Raw genomic sequence first — 17,029 nt, forward strand, 5'->3', positions numbered from 1 at the left:
CCAACGAGGGGGTCGGAGTGTTCTGTGGGGGAAAACTCGATCGCTGCGGTGCGCTTTCCACTCGGTTGCGTCAGCGCGACAGCGTCCGATCCCACGATGAACACGGGACGTGCTTAAACGATTAGCTAACTAAAGCAAACGAGCATCACTCTCGTCAAGCATCGCTACGACGAGGTCGAACCCCTGACGAAGATCACGGGTTCCAGCTCGAGGAGCCTGTCCGGCTCGGTCGTCTCATTCAAGGCACGCGCCAGAACGAAATCGATGATGCGCGTGCGCATGTCGATCGCACCGACCGAGCTGATGCCCGCCCTCTCCGCTTGCCGCGAGTCGCCGATGCCGATGACAGCGACATCCTCCGGCACGCGTAGGCCCAGTTCTCGGGCGGTGTGCACGGCAGCAAAGGCGGCGAAATCGGCCTCTGCGAAGATCGCACTCGGGCGATCCGGCCTGTTGAGTAGCAGCCTCGCCGCACGATACGGGTCGAGGAGGTCCTTCTCGTATTCGGCGATGTATCCGTCGGGCACATCGAGTCCGGCCCGCTTGAGAGTCTCGACATACACCTGCCGTCTCGGGCTTCCCGATGCCGACTCGTCCGTCGCCGACAGGCAGGCGACGGCCCGGTGACGTTCAAGCAGGTGCTCCACCGCCATCTGTGCCGCGAGGCGCTCATCGAATCGGATCACGTCAAAGCCGTCCGGCTCAAGTTCAGCGGAGTAGACCACGACCTTCCGCGCGAGCGGCCCAAGCGCCTTCCGCCATTGAGCGCTCTGCGTCACGCCCGCGGCAGCGACGAAGGCAGCGTCGAACTCGCTGCGAGCAAGTGCCGCCGCGAAATCCGAGTCCAGGGCGATCAGTGTGGTCAGGCCATGTCTGGGAGCTTGATCTGTGAACTCCTCTGCAATGCTCAGCGTCCACGGGTCGCCGAGCATGTGCAGGACGAGTTGCACGACGCCGGTGCGCCCGGTGCGAACCGACCGTGCCATGCGGTTCGGGTGGTACTGCAGCTCTGCAGCCGCTTCCCGCACTCGCACCGCGGTCTCTTCCGAGTACCGCGCTCCGCTCTTGTCGGTGCCGGTGAGCACGTAGGACGCCGTCGCCACAGACACGCCGGCGCGCTCCGCGACCTCCCGAAGCGTCACACGCTTCGCGTTGCCCTTCACCTGCTGAGTCATCGCGTCAGAGCCTAGTGGATCGACTGGCGGGGCCAGGGGGTCACTGAAGGGTCACGCAGAGAATCTCCAGCGAACACGGTGAAGAGCGCCCACGCAGCAACTCGCTGCCTCCCCCAGAGCACCTCTCTCCGCCCTCCACATGGAACCGGAACACCAGGCCGACGTACTACTCGCGGTGCTCGGCGTCGTGCAGGGCGGATTGCTCGGGCCGTTCGTCGGCCTGCCCGCGGCGCGGCCAGCGCGACATCGCCCGCTCGGCGAGCGCGGTGATCGTGAGCGAGGGGTTCACGCCCGGATTGGCCGGCACCGCCGCGCCGTCGACGACGTGCAGGCCCGGGTGGCCCCACACCCGGTGAAACGGGTCGACGACACCGTGTTCTGGCGCATCCGAGACGACCGCCCCGCCGAGGAAGTGTGCGGTCATCGGGATGCCGAACACCTCGGGCCACGAGCCGCGCGCCGCCGCCGGAACGACGCCGTCACGCTCGACCCGTGCGGCGATCGCCTGCGCCGCGCGGTGCGCACCAGGCAGGTGGCTCGGGTTCGGCTCTCCGTGCCCCTGCGCGCTCGTGAGCACGCGGCGGCCGAAGCGCCGCTTCAGCGAGATCGTGAGCGAGTTGTCGGCGGTCTGCATGACGAGAGCGATGATGCCCCGCTCGCTCCAGCGGCGGAGCGAGCCGAGGCGCAGGGCCGTGACGGGTGCCCTGAGGAACCCGCCGACGAGGGCGGCCAGTCGCGCGCCGAGTGAGGCCCCGCCAGGCACGAGCCCGGTCGCGAGCCCGCCCATGAGGTTCGAGCCGGGCCCGTAGCGCACATTCTCGACGTGCGTCGTCTCGTCGACGTGGAACGAGGTGGTGATCGCGATCCCTCTCGCGAGCTCGAGCCCTTCGGGCACTGCGACGGCGACCGCACCGTCGAGCGCTTCGGAGTTCGTGCGAGTCAGCCGGCCGAGCGAGTCGGGGAGCCCGGGCAGGGCGCCGGAGTCCTTCATGCGGTGCAGCAGCTGTTGCGTGCCCCAGGTTCCCGCGGCGAAGACCACCTGCTCGGCCGTGACCGAGCGCCGGTCGCGGCGCAGCCACGCGCCAGAGCGTTCGGTCGTGACCTGGTATCCGCCTTCGGCGAGCGCGCGCACCTCTGTCACGGTGCGGAGCGGCTCGATGACCGCGCCGAGGCGCTCGGCGAGCGCGAGGTAGTTCTTCACGAGCGTGTTTTTCGCCCCGACCCGGCAGCCGACCATGCAGTTGCCGCACAGCGTGCACCCGGTGCGCTCTGGTCCGTCGCCGCCGAAGAACGGGTCGGGTACGGTCTCCCCCGGCACGCCGAACCAGACACCGACCGGGGCACGCCGGAAGGTGTGGCCGACGCCGAGGTCGTCGGCCGCGCCCGCCATGATGCGCTCCACGGGACCCTCGTGCGGGTACTGCTCGACGACGCCGAGCATGCGCTTCGCGGTCGCGTAGTGCGGCGCGAGCTCGGCCCGCCAGTCGGCGATGTGCGCCCACTGCCGGTCGGCGAAGAACACCTCCCCCGGCACGTAGAGCGTGTTTGCGTAGTTCAGCGAGCCACCGCCGACGCCGGCTCCCGCGAGCACGAGGACGTGCGGCAGCTTGTGGACGCGCTGCACCCCGAAGCATCCGAGCGCTGGGGCCCAGAGGTAGCGCCGCAGATCCCACGAGGTCTTCGCGAAGTCCTCGTCGGCGAATCGGCGGCCGGCCTCGTACACGTGCACGCCGTAGCCCTTGGCGCGCAGCCGAAGCGCGGCGACCGAGCCGCCGAATCCCGAGCCGATGACCACGACGTCGTGGTCGAAGCGTCCCTGGCTCATGCCTGCCTCCCTGGGGTCATCGTGGTGTCGGGCACGAGCACGGTGAGTGCACCGGGCCGCAACGAGATTCGCACAGCACCGTCGCCGAGGCGCTCGCCGTCGGCGTAGACGACGAGACCGGGTGAGACGACCTCGATCGCGCTGGCCGTGGACGACGTCACCTCGCTGCGATCAACGTGACGGCCGCCCAGCAGCAGGGGGAACAGACGAATGAGCTTGGCCCGGCCGAGCGGTGCGACGTGCGTGATCTGGAGCAGCCCGTCGCTCGGGTCGGCGGCGGGGCAGACGGGCATGCCGCCGCCGTAGCTCGCCGTGTTGCCGATGGCGACAAGGGTGCCCGGTCGGTGCTGTCTGGGTGCACCGTCGACGCCGATCGAGAACAACACCGGATGCAGGCGCGCGAGTTCCACGAGCAGGGCGAAGTAGTAGCGCACTCTGCCGCGCGGCCAGCGCAGGCGATTGGTGCGCTCGCTCACCCTGGCGTCGAAGCCGAGCGCGGCGACCGTGAGGAAGTGGCGGGCCCCGCCGTCCGTCTCGACGACTCCGACGTCGATGCGACGCGGCACCCCGCTGAGCGCGAGCTCGGCAGCGCCAGCGACGGCGGAGGCCTCGTACGGGAGCCCGAGTGCGCGGGCGAGGTCGTTGCCGGTACCCGCGGGCACGAGCGCGATGGGGATGCCGGCGTCGACGACTTCGTCGAGCACCGACGACAGGGTGCCGTCGCCGCCGACCACGACGAGGGCGCGGGGGCGGTCGGCGACCGCCTGGGCGGCGAGGCGCCGCGTGTCCGCGACGGATGTGCCGGCGAATGCGTGCACCTCGGCGCCGAGCTCACGGAGTCTGGCGACCGCGGCGGCGGCAGCGGCGCTTCCCCGACCGCGACCCGAGGTCGGATTCGCGAGCACCACGATGTGCTCGGCCACCTCAGCGACCCCGGGTTTCAGCGGCATCCGCCGCCAGCAGCACGCCCGGGTTGAGGATGCCGGCCGGGTCGAGCTCGGCCTTCACGGCACCGAGCACGCGCATGCCGAGCTCGCCGATCTCGCGCTCGAGCCAGGGCGCGTGGTCGCGGCCAACGGCGTGATGGTGGCTGATCGTGCCGGCGCCGGCCATGATCGCGTCGTTCACGCCCGACTTTACCTTGCCCCAGACCTCGAGGGCGTCGCCCTTCACGCCCGCGATGATCGTGAAGTAGAGCGCAGCGCCCGTGGGGTAGATGTGCGAGACGTGGCAGAGCACGAGCGACTTCGCGCGGTGCGCGGAGAACCCGCGGGTGATCGCCTCGGTGACGTCGCGCTTCAGCCGCTCAAGGTTCGACCAGGTCGTGGCGGTCTCGAGGGTCTCGCAGAACACGCCGTGATCGAGCAGCGCGTCGCGCAGGTACGGCGCGTTGAACCTACCGTGCACCCACTCCTCGGCCGGCCGCTCGCCGGTGTGCGTCCCGCCCGCCGCCGTGAGCACGGCGGCTGTGCGCGCTCGCCGCTCGGCGGTGATGGCGGCCTCGCCCTCGAAGACCGTGATGACGCTGCACCCCTTCGAGAGCGCCTTGCCGATGCGGCCGACCTGCGCGAGCCCCACCCCGGTCTCGGCCTCGTCGGAGAGGCGGATGACGGTCGGCCCAGTGCCGAGCTGCGCGACCTGTCGCAGCGCGTTCGCGCCGGCGCTGAAGTCGCGGAAGGTCCACGCGTCGTGCAGACGTACCTCGGGCACCGGGTGCACGCGCAGCCGCACCTCGGTGATGACGCCGAAGGCGCCCTCGGAGCCGAGGAAGAGCTGCACGAGGTCGGGGCCGGCGGCCGAACCTGGGGCGCGCCCGAGATCGAGGTCGCCGCTCGGGGTCACGACGCGCAGGCCGGTGACCATCGCGTCGAAGCGGCCGTACCCCGAGGAGTTCTGGCCAGAGGAGCGGGTGGCGGCGAAGCCGCCGATCGTCGCGTAGCGGAAGCTCTGCGGGTAGTGCCCGAGTTCGAAGCCGCGGGCCGCGAGCAGCGCCTCGGCCTCCGGCGCGGTTGTTCCCGCCCGAAGGGTCGCCTCGCCGCTCAGCTCGTCGAGGGCGACGAGCCCGGAGAGGCGGTGCAGCTCGAGGCTGATGACGGCGCGACGACGACCGCCGTCGGCACGGTCGATCCCGCCCTCTGGGTCGAGCCCGCCGACGACAGACGTGCCCCCGCCGAACGGCACAACGGCGATTCCGCGCTCGCTCGCGAGCCGCAGCACCGCGGCGATCTCGCGATCGTCGGCCGGGTCGACGACGGCGTCGGGCGCGTGCTGCTGCACCGCGCGGCGCCGCAGCAGATCGAGCGTCGACTTGCCGCCGGAGTGCCGGATGCGCGCCTCACGGTCGGTGCGCACATGCTCGGCGCCGACGATGGCTGCGAGCGCGTGCCGGTCGGCCTCGTCGAGTGCGGATGCCGCGAGTTCGACCTCATCGAAGGAGGCGGCCGGCGCCGGGCGCGGGATGCGACCGAGCACGACGGGCAGCAGCGCTCGTACCGCGCTGGGCAGCTCTCGTGCCTTGGCAGGGTCGCCCCAGCCGTTCCAGCGCATCGGTCCTGGGGCTGCGCCGTCGGCGGCTGCGTCATCATCGAACATGCGTTACAGTGTGACACATCATGGAAGATCGTCAAGTAGCGACGGATGCCACGGCCGACCCCGGTTCGGTCTGGCAGGCCGTCGAGCGGCCCGTCTGGGACGAGACAGAGCAGCGCATGCTCGATGCCGCCGCCGAGCTCATCGCGACGCGGGGCGTGCACGGCGTCACCGTCGCCGAGGTCGCCCGCAATGCGGCCGTGAGCCGCCCGACCGTCTACCGCCGCTGGGCGAGCGCCGACGACATCGTGCGCGCCGCCCTGCTGCGTGGCGCCGTCGGCATCCTCGACGACTTCGGCACCCTCGCGACGACGCGAGCGGAGCTCGTGCGCGATGTGCTGCGCTTCTCTGAGCTCTTCCGCAACGATGCGCTCTACGGCCGCCTGCTCGAGCGCGAACCCGAAGTGTTCACCCGCTACACGCTGCAGCGCATCGGCACGAGTCAGCGCATCATCCTGCACTGGCTCGCCGCATCGGTCGAGATCGCCCAGCGCGGCGGCACCGTGCGCGCCGGCAACGCCGGCGACATCTCGGTCATGCTCCTGCTCATCGCGCAGTCCGCGATCCTCTCGCACAACACCGTCTCCGCCCTCATCGACGAGTCACATTGGAGCACAGAACTATGGCACGCACTCGACGGGCACCTTCGCCCATGAGCCACCTCGCGCCCGGCTCCGCCGCCCTCAATGCGGCACGCCGGGCGCGCGAGCTCGACGCACTCGGCGCGAGCGATCGCCCCGTCGACGTGCTCGTGATCGGCGGCGGCGTCACGGGCGCCGGCGTCGCGCTCGACGCGGCCGCGCGCGGGCTCTCGGTCGTGCTCATCGAGGCGCACGACCTCGCGTTCGGCACCAGCCGCTGGAGCTCGAAGCTCGTGCACGGGGGTCTCCGCTACCTCGCGACGGGCGACGTCGGCGTCGCCCGCGAGAGTGCCGTCGAACGACACATCCTGATGACCAGCACGGCCCCGCATCTCGTGCGCACGCTCCCCCAGCTCGTACCGCTCGTGCCCGCCGTGACGACCCGTCAGCGGGTCTTCGGCGGCATCGGGCTCGGCCTCGGCGACGGCCTGCGCCTGCTCGCAGGCACTCCAGGCGCGGTGCTCCCCCGCCCGCGGCGCATCGGCCGCGACGAGACCCTGCGCCTGGCTCCCGCCACCCGACGCGACGGCCTGCGCGGCGGTCTGCTCTCGCACGACGGGCAACTCGTCGACGACGCCCGGCTCGTCGTCGCCATCGCCCGCACCGCGGCGGCGCTCGGCGCGACCGTGATCACGCGGATGCGGGCCACGTCGGTGACGGCCGACGGCGCCGTGCTCCAGGATGCGCTCGGCGGCGGCTCGCTGCGCGTGCGAGCCAGGGTCGTCGTGAACGCGAGCGGGGTCTGGGCGGGCGACATCGACTCGAGCATCCGGCTGCGCCCGAGCCGCGGCACGCACATCGTGCTCGACGCGGCGGCCATGGGGCACCCGCTCGCCGCACTCACCGTGCCGCACCCTGGCTCGATCAGCCGTTACGTCTTCGCCCTGCCGCAGCAGCTCGGGCGGGTGGTCGTGGGCCTCACCGACGAGGATGCCCCGGGCCCTGCACCCGACGTGCCCACGCCGAGCGACGGCGAGATCGACTTCCTGCTCGCAACGCTCTCGACCGCGCTCGAGCGCGAGCTGGGGCGCGCCGACGTGCTCGGCGCCTTCGCGGGTCTGCGCCCGCTCGTCGACTCGGGCGAGGGCGCGACGGCCGACCTCTCGCGGCGCCACCACGTGGCGGTGTCGCCCCGCGGCATCGTGAACGTGCTCGGCGGCAAACTCACGACCTACCGGGCGATGGCCGAAGACGCCGTGGACCTGGCCATGCGGCACGGCGGACTCGACGGCGGCGAGTGCCGCACGCGCGCGCTGCCGCTCGTCGGCGCACCCGGGTCACCGGTCCCGGTGACGGGGCAGGGTACGGCTGGCGGGTCCACGACCACCGCGCTCCCGCCCTCGCTCCTGGCGCGGTTCGGCGCCGAGGCGCCCACCGTGCTCGCCCAGGCGCGCTCCGCCGACCCGACCGCGCTGGTCGCACTCGGCATCGATGTGACACGCGCCGAGATCGAGTTCGCGGTGCTCGCCGAGGGTGCGCTCTGCGCCGACGACGTGCTCGACCGGCGCACCCGCATCGGCCTCGTCAGCGCCGACCGTGCAAGCGCGCACGCAGCGGTCGAGTCGCTCGTCGGCGAGGCGAGCGAACGGAGTGCCCGATGACTGGGACGCTGCGCCCTGCCTGGCGCTCCATCGACACAGGCACAACCGACCGGTACCGCGGACTCTGCGTAGTCGATTCGAACACGGTGTGGTTGGGCGGATGCGACGGCACCGTCATCCGCACCGCCGATGGAGGCCACAGCTGGGTCGACGTGTCTCCGCCCAACACTGCGGAACTGCAGTTTCGAAGCATCGTCGGGCTCGACGATCTCACCGCGCACGCCATGGCGTGCGGCCCGGGCGAGGGCGCCCGGATCTATCGCACCGACGACGGCGGAACCAGCTGGCACATGAGCTTTCAGGCAACCGACCCCGAGCTCTTTCTCAACACCGTCGCGTTCCTCGACCCCGACACCGGGCTCGCCGTCGGCGACCCCATCGACGGCGCCTTCGCGATTGTGCGAACGTTGGATGGCGGACGAACGTGGAGCCTCACCGGTGGCGCCTCTGCGCCGACGGCACTCCCCGGGGACGGCCTGTTCGCGGCGAGCGGCAGCTGCCTCGTTGCCGTGGACGGCGCTCTCTGGATCGGCACGGGCGGTGCCGAGCACGCGCGCGTTCTGCGCTCGACCGACGGAGGCTCGTCGTGGCAATCGCACGAGACCGGGCTTCCATCCGGCGTCATGACCGGTATCTTCGGTCTCGCGTTTGCGGACGAGGAGCGAGGAATCGCCGTCGGGGGCAACCACAACGACCAGGGCGCCTCACGCTCCGCGGTGGCGTTGACAACGACGGGCGGCCAGGAGTGGACGATCCCGACCCGAGACGAGTCGAGAGGATTGCCGTGCGGATTCCGTTCCGCGGCGGCGTTCAGCCCGATCGATCCGGAGACGATTGTCGTCGTCGGCCCCGGCGGCAGCGAGTACACCACCGATGGCGGGGCAAGCTGGCACGCTCTCGGCGACGGCTTCGATGCCGTTGAGGTCGCCCCGGACGGCAGCTTCTGGGCCTCGGGCGAGCACGGGCGGGTCGCCCGCCTCGAGCTACTCTGACCGAACAGTCTCCGCATCGGGATAGATGCCGCGGGTTTCGGTGCGCCGGTTTCGCCTGCGGATCCAGTCCGACGGGTAGATCTTCGGCAGCATCTTGGCGACCGACAGCGCCGCGTACATCAGGGTGTTGATCGCGACGAAGGTCGCCCAGACGGCGAACCAGTCACTGTATAGCACCGCCTCCGGCAGGAGGATGCCACTGGGCAGGGAAGCACTCAACGTCCGACCTCTTCCACGTCAGGTTGTACTTCGTGTTGCAGGTGTGTCCACGCTGCGCGACGACCGACGGCGCTGTCGAAAATGCCCTTGAGATACACAAAGTCCAAGAACATGTCGAAGCACAGTTCGGGGATGAGTAGCACGGCCAGCCCTCTGGCTCGCCATCCGCCTCTCCAGACCGTGACGACGCGCTCGAGTGTGAACACCGCCCCGATCCCCAGCCAGAACGGGAACCACACCCAGCTGTCCAAAGACAGGGCCATGACGAGCAGCAGCGACAGGTAACCGAACAGCGCGATGACGCCGTAGCCGATGCCCAACTGCTGCGCCCAATAACGCACGGTCTGCGGCTTGACACCGTAGGCCCCGAGGTTCTCCAGAGCGCCGCGTTGCCAGCGCAGGCGCTGGTTCCACAGGGTTCGCCACGTCGGCATCAACTCCGTCACCACGGTGCACTCCGACGGTGAGGTGACCAATGCACCGAGCGATTTCAAGGCGATCGTCAGCTCGTTGTCCTCGGTCAGTGCAGCGGTGTCATACACGTCTCCGTGGATTCCCGGCAACGCCCCACCCCTCGCGGCGGCCACGGCGCGAAGCCCGGCCGCGCGGAACAACGACGCGGTCCCGGTGAGAACAAAGACCCGGCCGCGCCGGCGCTTCAGTTCGCGCGAGTACCGAATGTACTCATTGCGTTGGAACTGCCCGATCAGCCCATGGCCCGGCTCGCCATAGAACAGGCCGCCTACGGCCATCAGTGCCCGGTCGTTCGCGAATCGTGAAGCCGCTGCAGCCAGGAAGCCGTCGTCGAGCTGCGTGTCGGCATCCATGATCATCACAACGTCGTTGTCGCCCTGGCCGGGAAGGAGCATCGCCAAGGCCTGGTTCAATGCTCCGGCCTTCTTGTTGACGTTTTCAACGGATCTGAAGACTTCCACCCCACGGGCGGCAGCGATGTGTTCCGTGCCGTCGGTGCAGTTGTCTGCCACGACGATCACCCGGTCCGGTGGTTGCGACTGCGAGAGCAACGAATCCAGCGTGTCTGGGAGCGATGCCTCCTCATTGTGTGCGGGAATCAGCACCGTGATGGTGATGGGACCGGCGAAGACGCCACGAGTGGCAGCCATGATGATCTTGGGCGCCAGAGGGGTCGACGTCTTATCAGTTGAGCGCCGATAGCGGGCGGTGATGCGCCGCTCGATGATGGCGATACCGGCCGCAAGCAACAAGGCCAACGCGACGGCCGCGAGCATCGCGCTCAGGCTGGGGGCCTGAGTGTCGTAGAGCACACTCCAGAGGCCCAGAAGCAGCCCCTCGGACGTCGTCGCCCCGCCACCGTCCTGCACCTTGGCTGCCACAGCGAACCAGAGCAGGCCCCCAGCCAGGCTCACTATCGCGGCGATGCTGAGGCCGGCCCAGCGACTAAAGTCCCACTTCTTCACAATTGAACCCTCAACAGATCGTGATCGGGTTCACGTGGCGTGTTGTCATCTTCGGCCAGTATTTCCTCGCATCAGATCGAGAAAGCTGGCTTGTCCGCTAGGTGCAATCCATTCTGCATCGCACCTCAGTAGCCTAGCGGCCCCTGCCGGCCAGCGTGTCGCCGCACGCGCACGCGTGGCCAGCCGGAGGCACCGAGTTCCTTCGCCTTCGATCGGCGTCGGCGCGCTACTCCCTCGAAGTCTCCGCCCGCGGCGTGAGCCGGATGACAGGGATCACGCGATCCGTGGTCTTCTCGTATCGGGCGTAGCCGTGGGCCTTGGCGGTGATCTCCTTCCAGGCCGCATCCCGTTCCGGGCCATGGAGTTGTTCGGCGGTCACCTCGATCCGCTGGCCAGCGAACTCAATCCGGGCTTGGTCGGGGTGCGCGGCCAGGTTGAAGTACCACGATGGGTTCCGCGCGGCACCCGACGCCGACGCCACGATGAGTGTGCTGCCGTCCGGACGGGGGAACCGCCTCACTGGGTTTGCCCGTTCGGCGCCGGTCTTGCTGCCGACGGTGACCAGCACCACGACCTTCGCGCGCTCGGGGCTGCCGTTCCGGCGGATGCGATTGACCTGCCCCTTATTGCCCCAGCGCTCAATCCGGCTGTGCCCGGGTTGGCGTGCTCCCCTACTGCCGTTCGGAGTATCGAATGACATCGCCTCATTCCTCTCAGGCTCGTCCGTTCCCCCGTTTTCATCCCTAACATCCGCCCGTTCCCCTGTCTGCGGCCAGGGCTTTCGTGGATCGGATTGTCTTGCCCTCCCAGAATCCTCCCGCCTCGCCGTGCACGCAATCCCGGAGGCAGGCATTCGTGTGGGCAAAGCCGGGTACTCGTCGGGCCGAGCGGCGAACAATCCTGACGCTGTCTGATCCTCGGCTTCGGTGGGCACAGCAGAGCTCGTCACCCCAGCTGCGGCATCGATCGCTGAAGTTCGCACGGCCAGTTACTCACCAAAACGACTGACAACCGCAGGGCACAGTTCCTCATCGGTGAGCATCGACTCTGCGGCGGCGATCGGGCGAAGCACCCTGCCAGCGGACAGCGGCTAGATGAACGAACGTGCCGAGCGCATCGCGGGCCCATTCGTCAAAGCCTGGGCCCGCACTGGCCGCCGCCAAGAGCGCGACGCGACGCCCGCGCTGACTCGGTTTGCCCCCCCCCTACTCATGCAGGCCGGGGATCAAGGGTGGGCGTCACGGCGACCGGGCCGGATCCCGGATCTCCGTGGTGGCCCCGATTTCCTACTGAGAGCGATGGCGCCAAGCTCCTCTAATGGCCCTTCAATCGTGTGGGGCCGGCGAAGCAGCTCTCCACCTGGATTTCAGTTCGCTCTGCACCACGATCCGATGGGCACTCGCCACGAATCGCCGGCTGGTCCGCTGCCCTGCAAAACACCGCAACGCAGTTCATTTGACAAGGACTCGCACCACGTATCTCAGACAACCTGCCGATGATTTGCACTTAGCGGGCTGAGGGCTGGTTCCCTTTGGAATCGCATTTGCACTTAGGCGAACGGACAATGTGCGTTGACAGACGACAAGTCGATGGTGAGCCGCATCCTCGCGGTCCTCGATCGATGCTTGGATTCTGCTCAGCCTCTCTCGTTGGCTAGTCTCTCGCTAAATAGCGGTCTACCGAAGCCCACGGCGTGGAGAATCGCGGAGAGTCTGGTCGAGCGGGGCCTTCTCGCGCGGACGAACGACGGGTACAGCGCTGGAGCGGGGCTACTCGATCGAGGGGACCGGGCAATGCACCAGGCTGCTCTCAGGGCATTCGTGGTGCCGGAGCTTGTGGAACTCCAACGCCAAACAGCTGCGGCGGTATGGGCGGTGGATGTCAGTCGGGAACGCGATTGGGTTGTCATCGCACAGATTTACGACCGCACAGCGGTGCAAAATCACTACTCAGACCAGTGGCAGCACGACCCGACAGATCCCGCCATTCTGGCTACGTCCCTCGGCCAGGTCGGTCTCGCCAGCAGACCTGAGATCATCGACGGTCTTCTGCTCCGCGGAGTACCCAGGCTCACTCTCCACACCGAAGTTGAGCCGAAACGGGTTCTGGCCTCTGTTCAGCAGGCGCGCGACGAACTCCAGCTCATCGAACATGGTCACGTCTGGCTCGGATGGTCTTGCCTGACGATCCCAATCCTTGACTTCACCCGCCAACGCACGATGGCTGTGCTTGGAATCGTAGATCGAACCCCGCGGTTCGTCGACAACCGGTTCGCGCGCGCCGCCCGCCGCACGGCGGACCGGTTACAACTCCAGTGGCCATTACCGCAACCACCGCGTCAATCCCCACGGGGTTCCGGGCAGTGACCTCAACCTCTCCGGGGTGCGTGAGAACTCTGTCGCCGCTCGCTCCCTCGCCGACGGTTGATGAGATATGGACGGCGTCTCACTGAGTGAAACGCGGACGTCGCAGTTGCGGGGCACCCGGAAATACGCTCTCGAATCAACCAACGAGAGGAATACCGATGCCAGAGTCACCTGCGGCCGTTGAGAACCGCGATTACCAATTGGACGACCATGTGCGCGAGAGTTTCCGAGATCTTGATGCCCGCGCGGCGACGTCACTTCACGCGGACGTGGAAGACGAACAGGCGCTCACCGCTGCCTTGGACAGCTTCAAACGATCCGACAAGTCGACTCTGCATTTCACAGGGGATGGTTTGACGGGCGAGGCCCTGGGAAAGCTCGAGGCCGCCCATTTCGACCAAAGCGCGGGCAAACTCAATGATTTCCAAGGCAAGCTCGCACATCTCGACCCCGTCCGTTTCCCGTTGCCGAAACTGCACTGGCCGAGCAAGATTCCGAAGCCAGTCGACCAGACCTTTTGGTGGGCGGAAACCAGTTTGATAGAGGAACCCGCCGGCGCTTTTTCGGCGGCCTTTCGTGACAAAGGACTGCCCAGCTTCATCGGCGGACCCTATGCGCGCGACAACGCCATTTGGACCCAGTTCGGAGCCACGGCACGATTCGGCTTGTCTGCAGATCGCCGTCCGAAGAATGGGCAATATCTCTCCGTCCCGCACGTCGTCATAAACGGCGGGATGTCAGTGAGCACCTTCGAGGGCCACTGGTATGCCAAGGACTCAATTGCCTTTGGGGGTCTCACGTTGAGTCAAACGGTCTTCCAATTCGGCCTCGCTGGCCCTTCTGGCGACTCTCGAGTCATCAAAGCGCACTCTGAGTTGGCCGATCCGAACTGGACATTCAACTACAAGAACATCGGAGGCTCCCGGAAGTTCTCGATGCCTGGATTCCGCACGTTTCCACCCGCAAAGATCGACTTCGGAGCGCTCGCGCCAGCGGATGATCTGTGGGTAGAACTTACGGTCCGAGTAGACATCCGTGTTCGGTACGGCGGCTGGGCTCAGGTAACCCCGCTTTCAACGATCGAGTTCTCGCAATGGAAGGCGAACCCCCTCTAGGGATCAGATTCCGCAAGGCAGGCCCGCCATCAGCGGTTGACTTGCCGCAGACGCTGCCGAGCATCGTGATGAACTCGTCGCAGCGGGCGACCCCGATCTCGCGGAGCGTCAGCTGATGCGCGCACGTCTGAGACGGCGAACGCCGCGAAACGCGTTTTCCTCCTTCGCTGTCGCTGTCCTTCTCAAGCGCGTGAGCCGCGTCGGCGCGCAACAGAGGCCGCGGCGCCGAGAAGCACAAGTAGGGCACCGGCTGCCAGGATGCCACTGACCTCGGTTCCCGTCGAGGCGAGCCCCGGAGTAGCGGCAGTCAGCGTCGGCGTCGCTTCCGGCGTCGGCGTCGCTTCGGGGACGGGTGCCGTGGCGACCTCGAACGTGTTGGACGCGACAATCGCACTGCCGGCGCTGGCGCCGAAAGCATCGGTCACCCCGGCCAGGTTCACCGAGATCACGTTGCCCGTGCTGCTGGTGTTCGGGGCGGGCGTGAACGTGGCGGTGAAGGTCACGCCGCCGTCGGCGGATGTCACGGGCGACAGTGTGCCACCCACCACGGTTACGTTGGCGTTCGAGAATCCGACGACCGCTCGCGAGAAGCGGAACGTGACGAGGGAGGTCTCCCCCGCGCCAAGCGTGGTGTCCGCCATCGTGACGACGAGGGTCAGCGGCGCCGCGGCCACGGAGTACGAGTTGGAGACCGCCGAGCCGACACCGGCGTTGCCGGCCACATCGCTCACGCCGGCAAGGTCAAGCGTGATGACGTTCGTCGCGTCAGAAACGTCGGGCGCCGGGGTGAACGCTGCCGTCCAGGTCACGCCTCCGTCAGAGGAAGCGACGGCGGATAGCGCGCCGTTCTCAACGGTCAGGTCGGCGTTGTCGAAGCCGACGACGGCCTCGGAGAAGGTGACCGTGACGGGCGAGGTCTCACCGGCGGTGAGCGACGCATCGGAAACGACAATGGTCACCGTTGGACGCACGGTGTCGACCGCATAGTTCGCGGAGGTGTCCACGCCGACACCTGCGTTGCCCGCCACATCGCTCACGCCGGCAAGATCGAGCGTGATGACGTTGGTCGAGTCAGAGACGTCGGCCGCCGGAGTGAAGGTGGCCGTCCAGGTCACGCCTCCGTCGGAGGACGCCACGGCGGACACCGTGCCGTTCTCGATTGTCAGGTCGGCGTTGTCGAAGCCGCCGACGGCCTCGGAGAAGGTGACCGTGACGGGCGAGGTCTCACCGGCGGCGAAGGCTCGATTCGCCAAGTCGATCGTTGCGGTCGGTCGAATGTGGTCAATCCTGTAGTTGTTAGAAATAGCGATGCTGTTGCCGGCATTGCCGAACGCATCCGTGACGAAGGCGGCGTCGAACACGACCAGGTTGGTGTTGTCATTGATGCCCGCCGTCGGAGTGAGGGTGGCCGTCCAGATGATGTTGTCGCTCGTGGTCAGGTTGCTCAGTGTGCCGTTGGCCACGGAGAGTTGTGATACGTCGAAGCCGGTGACGGCCTCGGAGAACGTAACCGTCACCATGGTGGTCTCGCCGATTCCGAGCGTGCTGTCTGCCACGACGATCGTCGCCGTCGGACGCGCGGTGTCGATCCTGTACGTGTTCGAATCCAGCGTGCCGACACCGGTGTTCCCGGAAGCGTTGGTGACTCGGGTGAGGTCGAGCGTGATGACGTTGGTCGAGGCCGTAACGTTGGCCGTCGGGGTGAGCGTGGCCGTCCAGGTCACGCCTCCGTCGGAAGTCGCCACGGCGGACAGCGTGCCGTTCTCAATCGTCAGGTCGGCGATGTCGAAGCCGGTGACGGCCTCGGAGAAGGTGACCGTGACGGGCGAGGTCTGACCGGCGGCGAGCGACGTGTCGGACACGACAATGGTCCCCGTCAGACGCACGGTGTCGACCGTGTAGTTCAGGGAAAACGCAAGGCCGGTGCCGGCGTTGCCGGCGAGGTCGCTCACTCCGGGCAGGTTGAGCACGATGAGGTTGGTCGTGACAGCGGTATTGGTGTACGGGGTGAAGGTGGCCGTCCAGGTCACGCCTCCATCGGATGATGTCACCGGCGACAGCGTGCCGTTCGGAAACAACAGGACGACGTTGGTGAAGCCGGTGACCGCCTCCGAGAACGTGATCGTGACGGTCGAGGTCTCGCCGGCGGTGAGGACGCTGTCCGACATCGAAATAGTTGCGGTCGGGCGCGTGTTGTCGACCGTGAAGGTCGCAGTGGAGCCGAAACCGGTGTTGCCGAATCCATCCGCGAAAGTGCCGGTTCCCAGTGAAACTGAGCCGGGGCCGTCATAGCCCGCCGTCGGTGTGAGGGTGGTCCTCCAGGTCATGGGGTTTGTCTGTGTCAGGCCCCCGAAGGTTCCGCCGCTGGTGACGAGGTCACCCGCGGTGAGGCCGACAACTGGTTCGGAGAAGGTAATCGTCGCCGTGGTAGTTTCGCCGATCCCGAGCATGCTCTTGGCCAACACGATGGAGGAGGTCGGGCGCAGCGTGTCGATGGCGAACTCGTTCGAGCTCGCCGTGCCAACGCCGGGGTTTCCGGACAGGTCAGTGATTCCTGTCAGGTCGAGCGTGATGAAGTTGGTGGCAGATTCGTAGTTACTCAACGGGAAGAGTTGGGCCGCCCAGGTCAGGCCACCGTCGGAGGATGTCACAGAGGAAAGCGCGCCGTTCTCGAAGGTGAGGTCGGTGTTGTCGAAGCCTGTTACGGCCTCGCTGAACTGAAACGAAACGGTGGTGGTCTCAGCACCGGCGAGTCGATCGTCCTGCACGACAATGCTCACCGTGGGCGCTGCGGCGAACGCTGCACTCGGCCACCCGAGAGTCAGAGCGAGCGCAGCAACAGCGGTAGTGGCAATGGGGCGAAGACGCACGTTGTTTCCCTGTCTGGAGAGGAGACGGAGACCGACAGCATCGTCACCGCAAAGAGAACCCGATCCTATCGGTCGAACAAGCCCAACACGCCGGGTGAGCGCGGCGATTCGGCTTGCAGGAAGAGCTCACGGTGCGCGGCGCATCCCGGCCTCCAGACAAATCGGAAAATCGGCTGACTCCCTGACAGTCGAGCCGC

General features: G+C 67.6%; 13 protein-coding genes and 1 pseudogene. 5 read left to right on the plus strand and 9 right to left on the minus strand.

The features are described 5' to 3' along the window. Positions 1-164: 164 nt before the first annotated feature. The 4 genes from EV379_RS09765 to EV379_RS09780 all read right to left on the minus strand — a co-directional run bounded on the left by EV379_RS09765 (position 165) and on the right by EV379_RS09780 (position 5,592). Positions 165-1,175 carry a LacI family DNA-binding transcriptional regulator gene (locus EV379_RS09765; protein WP_130505976.1) on the minus strand — a complete coding sequence of 337 codons (1,011 nt, stop codon included), beginning with the start codon at positions 1,173-1,175 and terminating at the stop codon, positions 165-167. A 166-nt stretch (positions 1,176-1,341) separates the two neighbouring features. After that, positions 1,342-3,000: a GMC family oxidoreductase gene (locus tag EV379_RS09770; protein WP_130505977.1), complete on the minus strand. Its 1,659-nt coding sequence runs from the start codon at positions 2,998-3,000 to the stop codon at positions 1,342-1,344. Further along, positions 2,997-3,950: a YegS/Rv2252/BmrU family lipid kinase gene (locus tag EV379_RS09775; RefSeq protein WP_242616311.1), complete on the minus strand. Its 954-nt coding sequence runs from the start codon at positions 3,948-3,950 to the stop codon at positions 2,997-2,999. Before EV379_RS09775 ends, EV379_RS09770 begins: the two co-directional genes overlap by 4 nt. Beyond that, positions 3,925-5,592: an FAD-binding oxidoreductase gene (locus tag EV379_RS09780; RefSeq protein WP_242616312.1), complete on the minus strand. Its 1,668-nt coding sequence runs from the start codon at positions 5,590-5,592 to the stop codon at positions 3,925-3,927. The genes EV379_RS09775 and EV379_RS09780 overlap by 26 nt, the downstream gene beginning before the upstream one ends. 20 nt (positions 5,593-5,612) lie before the next feature. Here EV379_RS09780 and EV379_RS09785 point away from each other — a divergent pair, with 20 nt between their 5' ends. Genes EV379_RS09785 through EV379_RS09795 form a run of 3 tightly spaced genes read left to right on the plus strand, consistent with a single transcriptional unit; the run spans position 5,613 to position 8,823 of the window. Further along, positions 5,613-6,245: a TetR/AcrR family transcriptional regulator gene (locus EV379_RS09785; protein WP_130505978.1), complete on the plus strand. Its 633-nt coding sequence runs from the start codon at positions 5,613-5,615 to the stop codon at positions 6,243-6,245. Next, positions 6,242-7,831: a glycerol-3-phosphate dehydrogenase/oxidase gene (locus tag EV379_RS09790; RefSeq protein ID WP_130505979.1), complete on the plus strand. Its 1,590-nt coding sequence runs from the start codon at positions 6,242-6,244 to the stop codon at positions 7,829-7,831. Before EV379_RS09785 ends, EV379_RS09790 begins: the two co-directional genes overlap by 4 nt. Beyond that, the gene (locus tag EV379_RS09795) at positions 7,828-8,823 is read left to right on the plus strand and encodes a WD40/YVTN/BNR-like repeat-containing protein (RefSeq protein WP_130505980.1); all 996 of its coding nucleotides are present in this window, start codon (positions 7,828-7,830) and stop codon (positions 8,821-8,823) included. The genes EV379_RS09790 and EV379_RS09795 overlap by 4 nt, the downstream gene beginning before the upstream one ends. Here EV379_RS09795 and EV379_RS09800 read toward each other — a convergent pair. From EV379_RS09800 to EV379_RS09810, 3 genes are all read right to left on the minus strand, one after another. Next, complete coding sequence (locus EV379_RS09800; protein WP_242616313.1) at positions 8,815-9,042, minus strand: hypothetical protein; 228 nt, start codon at positions 9,040-9,042, stop codon at positions 8,815-8,817. The genes EV379_RS09795 and EV379_RS09800 overlap by 9 nt on opposite strands. Further along, positions 9,039-10,481 carry a glycosyltransferase family 2 protein gene (locus EV379_RS09805; RefSeq protein ID WP_242616314.1) on the minus strand — a complete coding sequence of 481 codons (1,443 nt, stop codon included), beginning with the start codon at positions 10,479-10,481 and terminating at the stop codon, positions 9,039-9,041. Before EV379_RS09805 ends, EV379_RS09800 begins: the two co-directional genes overlap by 4 nt. A 226-nt stretch (positions 10,482-10,707) precedes the next feature. Then, the gene (locus EV379_RS09810) at positions 10,708-11,181 is read right to left on the minus strand and encodes a nitroreductase/quinone reductase family protein (RefSeq protein WP_130505981.1); all 474 of its coding nucleotides are present in this window, start codon (positions 11,179-11,181) and stop codon (positions 10,708-10,710) included. An 889-nt stretch (positions 11,182-12,070) separates the two neighbouring features. Between EV379_RS09810 and EV379_RS17640 the strand changes: the two are divergent. Beyond that, positions 12,071-12,208: pseudogene (locus EV379_RS17640) on the plus strand (helix-turn-helix domain-containing protein); the annotation flags it as partial. A 222-nt stretch (positions 12,209-12,430) separates the two neighbouring features. Here the strand turns inward: EV379_RS17640 and EV379_RS17645 are convergent. Then, positions 12,431-12,640 (minus strand): hypothetical protein, encoded by a 210-nt coding sequence (locus EV379_RS17645; RefSeq protein ID WP_242616315.1) that lies wholly within the window; start codon positions 12,638-12,640, stop codon positions 12,431-12,433. Positions 12,641-13,005: 365 nt separating this feature from the next. Between EV379_RS17645 and EV379_RS09820 the strand changes: the two genes are divergently transcribed. Continuing rightward, on the plus strand, positions 13,006-13,962 hold the full coding sequence (locus EV379_RS09820; protein ID WP_130505983.1) for a hypothetical protein: 957 nt from the start codon (positions 13,006-13,008) through the stop codon (positions 13,960-13,962). A gap of 182 nt (positions 13,963-14,144) precedes the next feature. Here the strand turns inward: EV379_RS09820 and EV379_RS09825 are convergent, their stop codons facing one another. Beyond that, positions 14,145-16,832: an Ig-like domain-containing protein gene (locus EV379_RS09825; RefSeq protein ID WP_341273532.1), complete on the minus strand. Its 2,688-nt coding sequence runs from the start codon at positions 16,830-16,832 to the stop codon at positions 14,145-14,147. Positions 16,833-17,029: the final 197 nt, after the last annotated feature.

Source organism: Microterricola gilva (assembly GCF_004217495.1).
GTDB classification, from domain to species: Bacteria; Actinomycetota; Actinomycetes; order Actinomycetales; family Microbacteriaceae; genus Microterricola; species Microterricola gilva.

Bases quoted from the DNA above. Each gene is read 5' to 3' on its own strand.
- EV379_RS09765 (WP_130505976.1), bottom strand. From the start codon at position 1,175: ATGACTCAGCAGGTGAAGGGCAACGCGAAGCGTGTGACGCTTCGGGAG.
- EV379_RS09770 (WP_130505977.1), bottom strand. From the start codon at position 3,000: ATGAGCCAGGGACGCTTCGACCACGACGTCGTGGTCATCGGCTCGGGA.
- EV379_RS09775 (WP_242616311.1), bottom strand. From the start codon at position 3,950: ATGCCGCTGAAACCCGGGGTCGCTGAGGTGGCCGAGCACATCGTGGTG.
- EV379_RS09780 (WP_242616312.1), bottom strand. From the start codon at position 5,592: ATGTTCGATGATGACGCAGCCGCCGACGGCGCAGCCCCAGGACCGATG.
- EV379_RS09785 (WP_130505978.1), top strand. From the start codon at position 5,613: ATGGAAGATCGTCAAGTAGCGACGGATGCCACGGCCGACCCCGGTTCG.
- EV379_RS09790 (WP_130505979.1), top strand. From the start codon at position 6,242: ATGAGCCACCTCGCGCCCGGCTCCGCCGCCCTCAATGCGGCACGCCGG.
- EV379_RS09795 (WP_130505980.1), top strand. From the start codon at position 7,828: ATGACTGGGACGCTGCGCCCTGCCTGGCGCTCCATCGACACAGGCACA.
- EV379_RS09810 (WP_130505981.1), bottom strand. From the start codon at position 11,181: ATGTCATTCGATACTCCGAACGGCAGTAGGGGAGCACGCCAACCCGGG.
- EV379_RS09820 (WP_130505983.1), top strand. From the start codon at position 13,006: ATGCCAGAGTCACCTGCGGCCGTTGAGAACCGCGATTACCAATTGGAC.